The following is a 15625-nucleotide window of genomic DNA, read 5'->3' on the forward strand; positions in this document are numbered from 1 at the left end:
TCGCCGCACGTGCTCCAGCGGCAAATCCTCCGCTTCAATCTTCTGCACAACGCCCATCTTGAACGCCTCGCTATACCGAATACCATGATTTTGCCCTGCTCGTTTTGCCATATGAGTGACAACCTATTTCAGGACCGGACCTGAGCACCCTCTCCCCCGGCCCCTCTCCCGCTCCTCGCGTCGCAGGCGAGGGGAGAACGCAATGCTTGGGACATTTGTTAAATGGCGAATGCACCTCGAATGCCCGATTGTAAAAGCAATAAAGTCATCTCCCTCTCTTCCACTCGGAGTGGAGGAGAGGGCAGGGAGAGGAGGAGCTGGATCAGCCGCGATACACGATCAACACGGCGTAATCGCTCACAAGCTTTTGCGAGGAAATATCAATGTGGGTGTAGGTCATCGGACTGATGTTGATGATGTTATCTTCGCCCACTTTGCCTAAAAAATTCGAAACGATCTCGTCGAAGCGATCGTGGCCGACCTCCACGCAATCCGTGTGGCGGATCGTCTTCACCTTGACCCTCTTGTCTGTTTCCTTGGCGCTCACCTCGAGTGGAGGCAGGGGCTTGGTGATGAGGCTTTCGCCGGGCGTCGAGCGGACCGGCACCTTCAGATGCATCTCCACCTTGGCGGCGGCGGAAGTCGCAATCGGATTGCCCGACGGCAACGGGGCGACGGGGATCCGGTCGCTCGTTGCAGCACCGCTGGTGCGCGTGCCGCGGCTGCCGGGCGCCGGGATCTGGATGGTCTCGGAACACGACGGACAATTGATTTCGCTGCCGACTCCCGAGCTGTCGACTTCAAGTTCCTGATCACACTTGGGGCAGTTGAAAATAATGTCCATAACTTGAGAGGCGCGTCAGATTGAACGCGGATTCAAACTAAGTCGCTGATTGCGCGTTTGCGAGAAAAATATTCCCGGGCGTTCCTGAGGCATGTTCAAAAGTGGGTGATCAAACTTCGTTTATGCAAACTCCCTCTTCCGGTTGAAGCCGGCGGCCTACGTTGCTTCTTCGACACGTTCGACGCGCGCTCCGAGCTGCCGAAGTTTTTGATCCATCGTTTCGTAACCACGATCCAAATGATAGATGCGATTCACCTGTGTGGTTCCGCGCGCTGCAAGGCCTGCGATCACGAGTGCCGCGGAAGCTCGCAGGTCACTCGCCATCACGGGTGCGCCGCTCAACGGCTTCCCGCCTTTGACGATCGCGCTGGGGCCCTCAATTTCAATGTCCGCCCCGAGCCGCGTCAGCTCGCTGACGTGCATGAACCGTGATTCAAAGATGCGTTCGGTCACGATGCTGATTCCGGGGCTCAGGGTCATGAGTGCCATGATCTGTGCCTGCACATCCGTTGGGAATCCGGAGTAGGGCAGGGTGGTCACATCCACGGCTTTCAATTTTCCATTGCTGCTGACGGTGATTCCCTTTTCGTTGCGCACGATCTTCGCGCCGGCATCGTGCAACTTGTCGAGAACTGCGTGCAGGTGATCGGCACGCGCGCCCGCCAGAGTGACCTGGCCCTTCGTTGCAGCCGCGGCAATGGCGTAGGTGGCGGCTTCGATGCGATCCGGGATGACATCGTGTTCCGCTCCGTGCAACTCTTTCACGCCCGTTACCGTTACTGTGGGGCTCCCCGCTCCCGAAACCTTTGCGCCCATGGCATTGAGAAACTTGGCGAGATCAACGACTTCGGGTTCACACGCTGCACTCTCGATGATGGTGACGCCGTCTGCGAGCGTTGCCGCCATCATGACGTTGGCGGTGCCGAGAACAGTTGAACCTGCGCGGCCGCCCAGGAAAGTGGGCGCCCCAACCAGGCGCGTTGCCTTTGCCTCGACATATCCATTCTCGATGCGGATCTTTGCCCCGAGCGCCTGAAAACCTTTCAGGTGAAGGTTGATAGGACGGGCACCGATGACGCACCCGCCGGGCAATGAGACGGTTGCTTTCCGCAGCCGCCCAAGCAAGGGTCCCATGATGCAGATGGATCCGCGCATCTTGCGAACGAGATCGTAGTCGCCCAGGCCCTTGATGCGATTGGCCTGGATTCGGACGGCATCGCCGTCGAATTTCACGCTCGCGCCGAGCCATTGAAGGATCTGGCCCATGAAGCGGACATCGCTGAGGTTGGGCACGCGGCGGATCACGCAGGGTTCGCGCGTCAGGAGCGTGGCAGCCATGATCGGCAGCACGGCGTTCTTCGCGCCGCTGATGGTCACTTCTCCGTGCAAGGGCACGCCGCCTTTGATTAACAGACTATCCATGGGACGAGTTGAGACTGATCCAGCCCGCGCCGTTTAGGGGAAGGTTATTCACGTCGCGCGATCAGGATTCGTTGGCGCCGAGTGTAATCCTCGCGAATTTCATCCACAATCCACTTCTGTGCCGAACAGATGTTGTGGATGGCATCGCATTGGCCATCGCCGAATTCAACCATCAATTTTCCCTGCGGCTTCAGCAGGGCGCCCGCTTCGTTGGCAAGACGCCGATAAAAATCGAGTCCATCCGTTCCACCATCAAGCGCCAGGCGGGGATCGAAATCACGGACCTCGGGTTCGAGTGTTTCGATTTCCGACGAAGGAATGTAGGGAGGATTGCTGATGATGAGATCGAAAGGACCCACATCAGGCGGCAAGGCCTCCAACCCCGAGCCGGGGACGAATTGAATGCGATCCGCAACGCAATGGCGTTCGGCGTTCGCTTGAGCGACAAGCAGGGCGTCAGGCGAGACATCGAGAGCGGCGACACGTGCTGCGGGGCATTTCGAAGCGAGCGCGATGGCAATGCAACCAGTGCCTGTTCCGAAGTCGAGAGCTGAAGGCGACGACGTTTGCGCAAGGAAGGTCCATCCTGCTTCGGCGAGCAATTCTGTTTCGGGCCGCGGAACGAGCGTGTGGCGGTTTACAGAAATTTCAAAACCGCAGAACGATGTGGTTCCGACGATGTGTTGCAGCGGTTCGCGAAGGGCGCGGCGCCGGACAGATTCGCGCAGCGCATCTGTTTCGGGCGCGGTCAGCACCCGTTCGAACGCGAGGTAAAGCTTCATGCGGGGCAACCGCAGCACATGCGCGAGCAGCAGTTCAGCATGCAGGCGGGGGGAATCGATTCCCTTCTTCTGCAGGAACTCAGTGCTCTTCTGAATGCTTTCCAGAACCGTCACGCGGCGCAGGTTAGGTGCTCGTTGCGTGCTCTGAAACCAAAAACTTCCGAGCGTTCAGGTCCGCAGTTTCCGGATCGATTTTGGGTTGCTCTACGGATTTTCGAACGGCATCCGTGCAGTTATGGTGTCCATGCTCAGTCAGGAAATGAACCATTCCCGAGCGAGCGTTTGAACATGCCGGAAAAGCTGAACACACTGACGACTTCGCTCGAGGGAAGCATACTTCGCAACGGTGCGCGCCTGTTTGCGGTGCTCGGAAAAGCCACGCCTTCCGGCATCACCGCGTTTCGCAGGGAAGACATAGGACGCAGCTGGGCGGTCACCGCGGAGTATGGTTGCCTGCGGCTCGAGCGGCTGACGGGGCAGGAGGAGGTAACGGGGCTCGAGCTGTTCCTGACAACGCCTTTCTCTTATGAGTATGGCATATCCGGGCTGAGCGGCGCGGCGGAACTGACGCGCGCCGTGTTTGGCTTGCTGCCAACGGAACTCGAATCCATTGTCACCACGTTGCGCCGCGGCAGTTTCCCCGTGCTCGGATATTCGCCTGGCGAGACGCGCTGCAGCGTGAACTCCAGCATCATTCCGGCTGGCTGGCCGCACGTGGTTATTTCGAACCTTTCGCTTTACGGAAACGTGATGTCGATCGAAGGCTTTATGCGCGTCCTGGTCGCCTCGATGCCGCAGGGCCAGATCACCGTCCGTTTCCCCACGATTCAAAAACTCGTCAAGCATCTGCTCCGCCTGATGGTCGTTCAGCGGCGCGGAGTTCCTTATTGCAAGGAACTCCTGGAACTGTCGCCAGCGGCGATGCTCGCGGAGAAATAGGAGGGGCCTGGCGCTGGGCCAGAGACCTGCGCGACGCAACCTCACCCGCGCGTTTTGCGTTTGCCGTGAACCTTCGCGGCAACCTTCAAGCGGAGGCCGTTCAACCGAATGAACCCAGTGGCATCGTCCTGGTTGTAAGCCTTGGTCGGGTCGGCTTCCATGGTGGCGATGTGCGGATTATACAGGCTCAGCGGTGACTTGCGGCCCGCAATCATGATATTTCCCTTGTAGAGCTTCACTCGCACCGTTCCCGTCACGTTCTTCTGGCTTTCGGTTATGAGCGCCTGCAGTGCGAGCCGCTCCGGTGCAAACCAATAACCGTAATACACCAGTTCCGCATAGCGCGGGATGAGCGAATCACGAAGGTGCATGACTTCGCGATCCATGGTCAGCGATTCCATTTGCCGATGCGCGAAGTGCAGGATGGCGCCACCCGGGGTTTCATAGACACCGCGCGATTTCATTCCGACATAGCGATTTTCCACCATGTCGACGCGGCCGACGCCATGCTTTCCGCCGATTTTGTTCAAAGCCCTCATCACGCCAAGGGGATTGAGCTTTTTGCCATTCACGGCAATGCAATCTCCGCGTTGGAATTCGAGTTCAACAAACTCCGGCTTGTCCGGCGCGTCTTCCGGCAGCACGGAAAGCGTGGTGAAATAATCGCGATTCTTCAGGTCGTAGGAGTCGTACCATGGATCCTCCAGGATGCCGGCCTCGTACGAAATGTGCAGGAGGTTGCGATCCATCGAGTAAGGCTTCTTGGCACTCGCCTGGACGGGGATGCGGTGTCTGGCGCAGTAATTGATCATTTCCTGGCGGCCGGGAAATTCCTTTCGGTAGCGCTCGTCACGCCACGGTGCGATCACCTCCAGGTCAGGAGCGAGTGCCGCGGCGGTGAGTTCAAACCTGACCTGGTCGTTGCCCTTGCCGGTGGCGCCGTGCGCGATGGCGTCCGCCTTCTCCTTCTGTGCAATTTCGACCATGCGCTTGGCGATCAGCGGGCGGGCGATGCTGGTGCCGAGCAGGTATTGCCCTTCATAGATGGCGCCCGCCTGGAGCATCGGGAAAATAAAATCACGGGCGAATTCCTCCTGAAGGTCGTCGACGTAAATTTTAGAGGCGCCCGTCTTTTTGGCCTTGGCGTCGAGTCCGCGTAATTCCTCCTCCTGGCCGATGTTCGCGCAGAACGCGATCATTTCGGCATTGTAATGTTCCTTAATCCACAGGAGCAGCACCGACGTGTCGAGGCCGCCCGAATACGCTAGGACAATTTTCATGCGGCGGTGATTAAAGCGCCAAGACTCGGCCGCTGCAAAGGAAAAGACGCAACCAGATGCTCCCGCCGCGCCCTTGAAGATTCTTCAAAATATCTTGAAAGAATTTCGAATCCCGCACGTATTGCCGATGACCGATAGAGCTGATGAAAATTTTGCTGCGCAGCCGGGAGACAAATCTGTTTTATGCAGGTGACGAATGGAAAGCCGAACCGAACGAGGCTGTTCCATTTCCTTCGAGCGTCAATGCGTGGAAGCTGGTCCTGAAGCAATTTCATCAGCAGGAGCTCGAGGTTGTGTATTTCTTCGGGGATCGGGATGAAAATGTTTGTTGTCCCATTGAGCCCTGATCCCGCTCGGGCGTGAGCTTCGAAAGCCCACGCCCTCTTCCTTCGTGTCGCATACAGATCTTGCACCGCTCGCAGCCTGTGCCCGGAACGGAACCGGCACCTTTCATGGCGGCGGAGCCTTTTCACTTGCGGACGCGCTCACGCGCCGGCTCTGGCAGCCGTTTCCTCCCTGCGTATGAATCAAGCCTTCTGGCGCGCCGCGCCGTGCGGAAGGGCGGGCGCTTTTGATTGCGGGTTCGCACCGCTGGGTTAACGTGATTCGCCGTGTTGAATGACATCCGATCCGTAACGCAGGAAGAATTGCTGGCGCGCTTCAAGGAATGGGGCGAACCCGCCTATCGCGCCACCCAGGTTCTCGACTGGCTGTATCGCCGGCGCGTCGCATCGTGGGATGCCATGTCGAACTTGCCGAAAGCCCTCCGCGAACGCCTGGGCCAGGAGTTTGCGCTGCGGACCATGGAGCTGGTTCGAAAACAGGGGGCTCACGATACCACGCAGAAGTTCCTTTGGCGGCTCAGCGACGGCGCCTTGATCGAGAGCGTCCTCATTCCCGCGAATCCGGCGCTGTATGGGGAAAGCAGTGATCGTCATACGCTTTGTGTGTCCACCCAGGTGGGCTGCGCCTACGGTTGCCGCTTTTGCGCCAGCGGCCTTGATGGATGGAAGCGCAACCTGACTGCAGACGAGATTGTGGAACAGGTCCTGGGAGTTGAACGATGGAACGAACAACAGGTTGCCGGGCAGAAGGGCGCCACCGCTCCTCCTTCCGGGCGGTTTGTCGATAACCTCGTGATCATGGGAATGGGTGAACCGCTGGCCAACTACGAGAACCTGCTGAAGGCACTCCGGATCCTGAATGCACCGTGGGGTGGCGGGATTGGAGCGCGCAAGATCACGATTTCCACGAGTGGCCTGGCGCCGCAGATTCGAAAGCTCGCCGACGATCCCCTGCAGTTTCGACTCGCCATCTCCCTGCACGGGGCCACCGACGACGTGCGCAACAAGATCATGCCTGTGAATCGCAAGTATCCCTTGGGTGAACTGGCTGGGGCCTGTGAATATTACCAGGAGAAGAAGGGGCGGATGCTGACGTTTGAATACATCCTGATTGCAGGGGTGAACGATGGGCTCGATCAGGTCCGTCCCCTGGCGCAACTGGCCCGCAGGTTGCACGCGAAGGTGAACCTGATTCCCTACAACACCGTGGAGGATCTCCCATGGCAGCGGCCATCCGAACAGGCGCAGGAGCAATTTCTCGCCGCGCTCGAGAAGCAGGATGTCACCGCGACGTTGCGCCGGGAAAAGGGCCACGACATTGATGCCGCCTGCGGGCAGCTCCGGTTAAAGACCGAGCGCGAGCTTCCCGCAGCTGCGCCGCCCGCGTAGCGCAACGGCTGGGAAGCCGCATGAGGGTGGCGTCGGGCATCTTGCCTGACGTAGAGGGCGCGCATCCTTGCCGCCCGGAAAAACGTCAAGCACGTGGCGACACTCAGATCCTCTTAATGCGCTCGGCTTCGTTTGAGATTTCTTCCACCGGGCTGGAAGCCCGGTTTCACGGCAGGCAAGGATGCCTTGCAGCCACACTCGCTTGGATTTGGGGGCTGGACATTGAGGGGCGCAGGCCTAAACTGTTGTGGCCTCCGATTTTATGGCGTTACGGATCCTTCATCTAGAAGACAGCGCGGAGGACGCGTTTCTCATCAAACGCGCGTTGTCAGATCACAACCTTTCAGTCGAAATGCTTCTGGCTCGAACCCGGCAGGAATTCGAGGAGGCTCTGCAATCAGGCCGCCCGGATGTCATCCTGGCTGACAGCGGGGTTCCCGGCTTCGGCGGACTGGAAGCGCTTCGCATGGCCAGGGATCGCAATCCTGAAATCCCCTTCGTTTGTCTTTCCGGTTCCGACGATCGCCGCCAGATTGAGATGCTGTTCCGGGAAGGTGCCAGCGACTTCATTCAAAAAGACCAGACCCTGCGCCTCGCAAGCGTGATCCGGATGCTGGATGAACGACGGGACCTCAAGGAAAAGGTCGAAACCCGAAACGCGCAGCTGAAGGCCGCGAATGATGAGCTTGAATCCGTTGCATACGCTGTGTCACACGATCTCGGCGCGCCGCTGCGGTGCATTCGAGGGTATTGCGAATTGCTCTCGCGCGAATACAGCAACGCGCTCGACTCCAACGGCAAAACCTACCTCAGCAAAGCCCTCGACGGCGCGAGACAGATGCGGGAGTTCATGGATGACCTGGTGCGAATGTCCCGGGTGACGCAGGGCGAGATGCGCCTCCAGCCCGTCAACCTCACGGAGTTGGCGCGTGAAATCCTGCGGCAGCTGCAGGCCAGCGCACCCGAGCGGGTGGCAGAAGTCAGCATCGCCGACAACCTGGAAACGCATGGGGATCGCGGACTTTTGCGCATTGTCATGGAGAACCTTCTTTCCAATGCCTGGAAATTCACATCGAATACCCCCGTCACGCGGATCGAGGTGGGCGTCACGGGTTCGGAATCGGAACGGCGCGAGTTTTTTGTTCGCGATAATGGGGCTGGCTTTGAGATGGAATACGTCGACAAGCTGTTCCGGCCCTTCCGGCGGCTTCACACGATCGAGGAGTTTCCGGGCTCAGGTATTGGTTTGTGCACGGCCAAGCGCATCATTAGCCGGCACGGTGGAAACATTCGAGCCGCAGGCAACGTCGGCGAAGGTGCGACGTTCTATTTCACGATCGGCGCGAAGTAAGAAACGGATGGATTCCCTCGGGGTTTAACTGAGTGCAGGCAAATAAAATGGTTCATCATTGAACGTGATGACCTGGCGGCGGGTCGTTCCAATTGTTCGATAGAGGAAGGCAAACAACATGAAAACGCATCAGGACGTCGTCAAGCGGTTCGGTCAAAAACTGGCCACGCTGCTGATGTTGCGCTCGGCTTTGCAGTGGATCGCCGTCTGGCTCTTCCTCTGGGGCGCCATCGTGCTCGGACTGCGGTTTGCGCGCCTCGGCGACGCCCGCGACCTTGCATGGGGTTTGGCGGCTGCATTGCCGGTCGGGATTGTGGCCGCGATTCGCGCTTATCGGCGTCGCGTTTCCACGGGCAATATCCGCGCCGCGTACGACGGCTTGAACCAGTGTGGCGGAGTCATCATGGCCTCGGAAGTTGCGGACACGTCGCCATGGGGGAACGAACTTCCCGCCGCTGCTTCACCCCGCGTTCATTGGCGCTGTGGCCGCGCTTTTGGCTTGCTGGGGCTGTCGGCCGCGTTCGCCGCGCTGGCCCTGCTCCTTCCCGATCGCCTGACTGCGAGTGCCCGGCCGAAGTCGCTCGAGATTGGGCAGCTGGTCGGCGAACTTCAGGCGGAGGTTGAAACCTTGAAAGAAGAAAACGTCCTTGAAGAGGAAAAGGCCGAGGATCTGCAAAAGCAGCTGACGATGCTCCATGAAAAATCGTCGGCAATAGACCCGAATAAAACCTGGGAGGCATTGGATCATATCAAGGATTCCAACGCCGACCTCGCGCAACAGGCTGCGGAGGAGATGATCTCCAAGACCAGGAGCCTGACTGAGGCTGAGACGCTGGCGAATGCATTGCAAATGGCTGACCAGGGAGGCTTGTCACCCGAAGCGGCCACGCGGTTCGCGCAGGAGCTCGCCGCGATGCTGAAATCCGCGAAGCTGGAGGAGGGATTGATCAATGGCACCATTCCGCCGGAGTTGCTGAACGCGCTGGAATCGTTCAAACGCGAGGACCTGGAGAAACTGATGGCCGCGATTCAGTTCAACAAGAGCAGTTTCGGGAAGGCGATGACGAACTTCGCAAAGTTGCGGCTGATCGATGCGAAATCACTGGCACAATGCAAGAGTGCGGGGCAATGCCTGAATCCACAGGCCCTTGCGGCATTTCTATGCGAGAACACGAATGCATCGGCGTGCAGCGCCACGCTGTCGTTCTGCTACGGCAATGGCGGCGTGACCCGCGGCCGCGGCGACGCACCCATGACGTGGAAGGATGAATCCGGCGAGCAGGGCGCCAAGTTCAAGGAAGAGGCGCTGCCAATGTCGGACCGCTTCGCTGACTCGAAGTTTGTGGGAATCAGCCGGACAGCGCCTGAGTTGAGCGGCGAGGAGGTTGTGGCCGGAAAGGGTGCATTGGCCGGGGCGTCAGCGGCAGGAGGAGCTGCACATTCGCAGGTGGTTCTGCCTCGACACAAACAAACCGTGCAAGAATTTTTCAAACGCAAGGAGTAACCCTGAACCTGCATGAGCGAACCTGCCTCGATTCTCCGCCCCGAAGAACTCAAACCCGCTTCCGACCTCACCCGCAAAACCCTCGAACAACTGGACCGCATTCTTCTCGGCCGAAAGGAACTGCATCGGCTGGTCCTGATTGGCATTCTCAGCCGCGGCCATGTCTTGTTTGAAGGCCTGCCCGGGCTGGGCAAAACCGCTCTCGTGCGGACCGTGGGACAGATTCTCAGGCTCGATTTCAAACGCATCCAATTCACTCCGGACCTAATGCCTGGCGACATCCTGGGAACGCACATCCTGCAGCAGACCCAGTCGGGAAATCGCGAAATGCAGTTTCAGCCGGGGCCCATCTTTACGAACATCCTGCTGGCGGACGAAATCAATCGCGCTTCGCCCAAGACCCAGTCGGCATTGCTGGAGGTGATGCAGGAACATTCGGTGACGTTGCTGGGGCAGACCCGCGCCATGCCCGAGCCGTTCTTTGTTTTGGCGAGCCAAAACCCAATTGAACTGGAAGGAACCTATCCCTTGCCCGAGGCGCAGTTGGATCGCTTCCTCTTTCGCCTGCTCTTCGACAGTGTCGACGCCGGCACGCTCGACCAGATCATTTCGGAACGACGCCGTGGCGAATTACCTGCGGCGACCTGGCAGATGGAACGTGGCGAACTGGAAAGCCTGTTTCAGATCATGGGGCGGATCTACCTGCCGCGCGCTGTTTCCCGGTTCATTGCGCGGCTCGTGACCGCGACGCACCCCGGCAACAGCGATGCATCCGAGCCTGTAAAGCGGTACGTTTCCTACGGGGCATCACCCCGCGCGGCGATTGCCATAGCGGAGGCTGCGCGCGGGCACGCGTTGCTGGCGGGGCGCGCGACGGTTGGATTCGAGGATGTAAAAGCGGTTGCGGAACCTGTTTTGAATCATCGCCTGATTCTCAATTACCAGGCGCGGTTTGATCGCATGACTCCGTCGCGGCTCGTGCGTGAACTGTTGACGGGCATGGACGAGACAGACTTGAACTTGCCGGCGGACGTTCAGTTGCAGCCGGCATGAAAACTTCGACTCTGTTGCTGCTGCTGGCGGTGATGTTCGGCGCGGCGACGGACATGCGCGCTGCCGAGCATTTCGGATCCATAGGCGTGTCGTCGCAAAGCCTGGTGGGAGGCGAAACGTACCATGGTTACCGGGAATATCGCTTTCTGCTCGAGAACACATCACAGAAGGAGACGCACGAAGTCACACTTGTTTTTCCCGACCGCTCCTTCGACTACGGCCATTCCGTCAGGCGGATTTCCCGCCGGGTGCGACTCGCGCCGGGAGCACGCGTGACCGTTCCGATCTGGCAGCCCCCCTTGCGGCAGGCGGGAAACGGAATGGCGCGCATCATCGTTGACGGCCAGCCCGAGGGGGTTATCAACATGCCAGGCAACCTGCATATGAACCACGCAAGTTCGCACGCGAGCGGCACGATCGCTCCCGGCACAGTGCTGGTCAGCCGTTCATTGAATTTCGATGATTTGTCGCGTTCCCTCGGCGGTGATCGGCAGGCTTATTCTGCGGCGGCGCTCACCGGCCCGCCGGATTCCCGCAGCGCTCGCGGGGTGACTCCGACTGCGTGGACACCCGATCCCAGCGCCCCGGGTCCGCACTGGTTTGAAGCCGACTTCAATACGAGCATCATTGCAGACCGCTTGCTAATCTTCGACACCATGGGCGGGTCGTATGACTGCACGATCACACTGAAGGCTGCGTCAGGAACCAACCTTGCGGTCATACCCGTCACTGCATCTTCGCATGGACCTCCACCTCCCGGCGCGCCTCGGACGTTTTCATTTCCACGAACAACCGAACCCGTGTCGAGCGTTCACGTGAACTTCGGAATGGTTTACGCGGGCATGATCAACATGGATGCCGTTCAATTGGACGGCGCGGGCCGATCGGTGTGGGCCGACGTCGCGCGCGTGAGCAGCGCGTTGACAGGGCCTTTCGCGGGCCGTGCCGGGATGGTGAGCGGACATCAGGCATTGCGATCGGAGGTGCCGATCCAGGAATGGAGCGATGCCTGGCTTTCCTACACGCCGTTCGACGCGGTGGCGATCCATGGCAGGGATTGGCAGATGCTCCTGCCGGGCGCGCAGGCGGCGCTTCAACGCTACGTCGAATGTGGTGGCACCCTCATGATTTTTGGAAACGTAAACCTCGCGGGCACATGGAATCACGTTCCGAAGACCTCGAGCGAAAACGGCGCGGCGCTGTTTCCCGCATTTGGCCGTTGCGTTCTGTTTGCGTCCGAGCACATCAGTGATTTCCCGCCGGGAGCGCGGGGTCTGATCACGGAGGCGGTACAGACAGGCGGGAGAACGTGGCGAAGCACCATGGACGAGGAAAGCGCCAACGCCACCTTTCCAGTGGTGGAGAACGTCAAGATCCCCGTCCGGGAAATCGTCGTCATCATGCTCGCCTTTGTGATCACGATCGGTCCGCTGAACATTGTTTATCTGTCGCGAAAGAAGCGGCGTGTCTGGCTGCTGTGGACAATCCCCGCGATCTCGTTTGTAACGACGCTCGGCGTGTTCGGCTACAGTGTTATTCGCGAAGGATTCACGCCGGACATTCGCATGGAATCGATCACCTGCCTCGACCAGCAGAATCATCGCGCCATCACATTGGGAATGGTCGCCTATTATTGTCCGCTCACACCCGGCGGCGGGCTGCGTTTCGATTCGGAGACTGAAGTCACCCCGCAGGTCAGCCACGACAGCAACCGCGGGAACGCGCGGGAGCTGGATTGGACCCAAGGGCAGCACCTGGAACGCGGATGGGTGACTGCGCGGGTTCCTGCACATTTCCAGTTGCGAAAACCGGAAACCCGGCGCGAGCGGATTCAAGTCGAGGGAACGACCTTGATGAATGGCCTGGGCGTGCCGATTCGCGAACTGTGGTTCGCGGACGCCTCCGGGAAACTCTTCGCCGTTACAAACATTCCCGCAGGGGCGAAGGCCGCGCTGCAACCTGCGGAGGGCCCGGGCGTGCGCGCTGGAGGTTTTAGCACGATCTCCGTTTTGGCCGAGCGTTTCGCGTTCCGGCCTCTCGACGCAATTGATCCTGCCCTCGCGCTGCAGATTCTGCAGCCGAATACCTACATCGCGCGCCTCAATTCCAATCCGTTTCTTGAGCCGGGTCTGTCGTCTGCGTCGAAAAACGGGCGCAAGAAGGAAAGCGCTCTCGTGTATGGCATCCTTGAAACCTCTCCCGCGCCATGAAAGTTCAGGTTAAAAACCTCCGCAAGGAATTCGGCAACACCGTGGCCGTGGACAACATTTCGTTCTCATTCGATTCCGGCCATGTGTTTGGATTTGTGGGACCGAACGGCGCGGGCAAGACGACGACGATGCGGATTATTTCCACGATCGAGGAACCGACGGATGGCGACGTTCTTCTGAATGGGATTTCCGTGCGGGAACAGCCCGAGCTGGCGCGCAAGGCCGTTGGCTATGTGCCTGACAGCCTGCCTGCGCATGCGGATATCACGGTGCATGAATACCTGGATTTTTATGCGCGCGCCTACGGATTGCGGGGACGCAAGCGAACCCAGGCTGTGGACGCCATTGAAGAATTCACGAACGTGGGAGGCATTCGGGACAAGCACCTCAAGGCGTTGTCGAAAGGAATGAAGCAACGCGTCAGCCTTGGCCGCGCGCTGGTTTATGACCCGGACGTGTTGATCCTGGACGAGCCTGCGGCAGGACTCGATCCTCGCGCGCGCGTGGAATTGCGTGAATTGCTCGGCCTGCTTGCGGAGCGCAAGAAGGCGATCCTGATCAGCTCACACATCCTGACTGAGCTCACGGAGATTTGTAACGGTGTCGTGATTATTGAACGCGGCAAGTTGCTGGAGACGGGAACGATCGAAGAAGTGCTGCGCAAAAGCGCGCCGCGGCGGACGGTGGCCATTCGCACCCTGGAGTTGAATCAGACGCCAGCCCTGTTGAAGGCGCTGCTCGAGACGCCTTCGGTGGAGAATCCGCGCGCAGTGGGCAACGAAGTTCATTTCGAACTCGGCGCAGAGGAGGCAGCCGCGTGTGAAATTCTCGCCCAACTGATTGCCCGCGGAATGCGCATTGTGGAGTTCCGCCAAACGAAGGCCGATCTCGAGGATATTTTCATGAACGTCACAAAGGGAGGCGTGCAGTGACGAACGTTCCGGGAAGAATCAGGGAACATTTCTCAAACTGGCGGCAGTGGGAATTGAATCCCGTGGTCGTGAAGGAACTGCGCCAGGCGGTGCGAAGCTGGGCGGTGACGGGCATGCTGCTCCTGTTCCTTGCCGTGCTGTTCTGTACCGCGCTCGGGCTGCTGATCACTCAGACCGTGCAGTTCCATGTCGATCAACGCGTGGGAGCGAGCATATTTCAGGTGTTCACGGGAATCCTCACGGGAGCAAGCCTGCTGTTCATTCCGTTGTATGTGGGCGTCAGGCTGGCTGCGGAAAGGCAGGATGCCAACCTGGACCTGCTCTACATCACCACGCTCACACCCGCGCGCATCATCCGTGGAAAATTCCTGTGCGGCGCCTACATGACTGTTCTGTTCTTCAGTGCGTGCATGCCCTTCATGGCTTTCACCAACCTGCTGCGCGGCGTCGATCTGCCAACCGTGGCGTTCATCCTGGTTTGTCTTTTCGCAGTGGTCTGCATCGCCGTGCAAATCGCCATTTTCGTGGCGTGCCTGCCAATCAGCCGATTGTTCAAGGTGCTCCTCGCGCTGTTCGGCATCGGCTGGATCATGCCCGCCATCGCATGGCTCACGTTTGTTTTTTACAGCATGATGCAATCCGGCGTCGGGTCGCTGATGGGCACCTCCAATTTCTGGAATGGCTTCTTCCTCTTCTTCAGCCTCGCGCTCGCGGGAACCATCCTGCTGTACCTGTTGTCGGTGGCGCTCATCTCCCCTCCGTCGGCCAACCGCGCCTTCGCGTTGCGAGGCTATCTGACGTGCGCCTGGTTGATCGGCTGCCTGGTTGCATTGTATTGGGTGTTCAAGATTCGAACCGCGCAGGTGATCCTCGTGTGGGGACTGATAAGCCTCTCGCTTCTGGCGCTCGCGATGGTGGTCGTGGTCAGCAATCACGATGCCCTGAGCCTGCGGGTTCGGCGTGACATTCCCGCAAACCCATTCAAGCGCGCCACAGCGCTCCTCTTCTTCAACGGAGCCGCGGGCGGGATCATTTGGATCAGCCTGCTGTCATTCATCACCGTCGGGGTCATGCTCATCGTGCTGCACGGAGCGACGGACCGCACACCCGCGTTCCAGACAATGTCCACAGATGACCTCGACGAATTCACTGTCTCCATCATCCCCACCGTTCTTTATGCGCTGGCCTATGCGTTGACCGGGTTATTCCTGCAACGCCGTTTCATGCCGCGGCGTTCGCCCAAGCTCGCGGGCATCTTCACGGTATTGATCCCTGCGGTCCTGGCCCTCGCACCCAACATTGCGCTGTTCTTTGCGAATCGGCTCTCGTTTCGGGCGATGGAAGCAACGCAATTTGGCAACGTGTTCAATATCTACATGGTCCATAACTGGCCCCAGCGAACCGCTCATCTGATCTGCGCCGCAATCTGGATTATTATCGCTGTGCTGCTGAACGCGCGCTGGTTTGCGAACCAAATCAAAGCGTTTCGTCCGCTCGAAAAATGGACGCCTGCGCCGCCGCCGCTTCCTGGCAACATTCCGCCGGTGATGCAAACGGGCGAGGGCGTTTCCTGAC

13 protein-coding genes are annotated in these 15625 nt (G+C 59.2%); 9 read left to right on the plus strand and 4 right to left on the minus strand.

Translation table 11 applies throughout. The features are described from left to right. Nucleotides 1–322 precede the first annotated feature (322 nt). From VEH04_04890 to prmC, 3 genes are all read right to left on the minus strand, one after another. Nucleotides 323–844 (minus strand): hypothetical protein, encoded by a 522-nt coding sequence (locus VEH04_04890; GenBank protein HYG22099.1) that lies wholly within the window; start codon nucleotides 842–844, stop codon nucleotides 323–325. Between the two features lie 156 nt (nucleotides 845–1000). Further along, on the minus strand, nucleotides 1001–2266 hold the full coding sequence (gene murA, locus VEH04_04895) for a UDP-N-acetylglucosamine 1-carboxyvinyltransferase (protein ID HYG22100.1): 1266 nt from the start codon (nucleotides 2264–2266) through the stop codon (nucleotides 1001–1003). Between the two features lie 44 nt (nucleotides 2267–2310). Next, complete coding sequence (gene prmC, locus VEH04_04900) at nucleotides 2311–3162, minus strand: peptide chain release factor N(5)-glutamine methyltransferase (protein HYG22101.1); 852 nt, start codon at nucleotides 3160–3162, stop codon at nucleotides 2311–2313. A 174-nt stretch (nucleotides 3163–3336) separates the two neighbouring features. On the opposite strand from prmC, the gene VEH04_04905 reads away from it, so the two are divergent. Beyond that, the gene (locus VEH04_04905) at nucleotides 3337–3987 is read left to right on the plus strand and encodes a hypothetical protein (GenBank protein ID HYG22102.1); all 651 of its coding nucleotides are present in this window, start codon (nucleotides 3337–3339) and stop codon (nucleotides 3985–3987) included. A 41-nt stretch (nucleotides 3988–4028) separates the two neighbouring features. On the opposite strand, the gene VEH04_04910 is transcribed toward VEH04_04905, so the two are convergent. Next, on the minus strand, nucleotides 4029–5267 hold the full coding sequence (locus VEH04_04910; protein ID HYG22103.1) for an argininosuccinate synthase: 1239 nt from the start codon (nucleotides 5265–5267) through the stop codon (nucleotides 4029–4031). Nucleotides 5268–5410: 143 nt separating this feature from the next. Here VEH04_04910 and VEH04_04915 point away from each other — a divergent pair, with 143 nt between their 5' ends. The 8 genes from VEH04_04915 to VEH04_04950 all read left to right on the plus strand — a co-directional run bounded on the left by VEH04_04915 (nucleotide 5411) and on the right by VEH04_04950 (nucleotide 15624). Continuing rightward, nucleotides 5411–5614: a hypothetical protein gene (locus VEH04_04915; GenBank protein HYG22104.1), complete on the plus strand. Its 204-nt coding sequence runs from the start codon at nucleotides 5411–5413 to the stop codon at nucleotides 5612–5614. A gap of 264 nt (nucleotides 5615–5878) precedes the next feature. After that, nucleotides 5879–7000 (plus strand): 23S rRNA (adenine(2503)-C(2))-methyltransferase RlmN, encoded by a 1122-nt coding sequence (gene rlmN / locus VEH04_04920; GenBank protein HYG22105.1) that lies wholly within the window; start codon nucleotides 5879–5881, stop codon nucleotides 6998–7000. A gap of 262 nt (nucleotides 7001–7262) precedes the next feature. Then, the gene (locus VEH04_04925) at nucleotides 7263–8351 is read left to right on the plus strand and encodes an ATP-binding protein (protein ID HYG22106.1); all 1089 of its coding nucleotides are present in this window, start codon (nucleotides 7263–7265) and stop codon (nucleotides 8349–8351) included. Between the two features lie 118 nt (nucleotides 8352–8469). Then, nucleotides 8470–9855 carry a hypothetical protein gene (locus tag VEH04_04930; protein HYG22107.1) on the plus strand — a complete coding sequence of 462 codons (1386 nt, stop codon included), beginning with the start codon at nucleotides 8470–8472 and terminating at the stop codon, nucleotides 9853–9855. Nucleotides 9856–9867: 12 nt separating this feature from the next. Next, the gene (locus VEH04_04935; protein ID HYG22108.1) at nucleotides 9868–10908 is read left to right on the plus strand and encodes an AAA family ATPase; all 1041 of its coding nucleotides are present in this window, start codon (nucleotides 9868–9870) and stop codon (nucleotides 10906–10908) included. Continuing rightward, entirely contained in the window at nucleotides 10905–13118 is a 2214-nt protein-coding gene (locus VEH04_04940) for a hypothetical protein (GenBank protein HYG22109.1), read from the plus strand. Before VEH04_04935 ends, VEH04_04940 begins: the two co-directional genes overlap by 4 nt. After that, on the plus strand, nucleotides 13115–14050 hold the full coding sequence (locus VEH04_04945) for an ABC transporter ATP-binding protein (GenBank protein ID HYG22110.1): 936 nt from the start codon (nucleotides 13115–13117) through the stop codon (nucleotides 14048–14050). Before VEH04_04940 ends, VEH04_04945 begins: the two co-directional genes overlap by 4 nt. Further along, the gene (locus VEH04_04950; protein HYG22111.1) at nucleotides 14047–15624 is read left to right on the plus strand and encodes a hypothetical protein; all 1578 of its coding nucleotides are present in this window, start codon (nucleotides 14047–14049) and stop codon (nucleotides 15622–15624) included. Before VEH04_04945 ends, VEH04_04950 begins: the two co-directional genes overlap by 4 nt. The last annotated feature ends 1 nt before the right edge of the window (nucleotide 15625 follow it).

It is taken from the genome of Verrucomicrobiia bacterium (assembly GCA_035629175.1).
Classification (GTDB): Bacteria; Verrucomicrobiota; Verrucomicrobiia; order Limisphaerales; family DASXHY01; genus DASXHY01.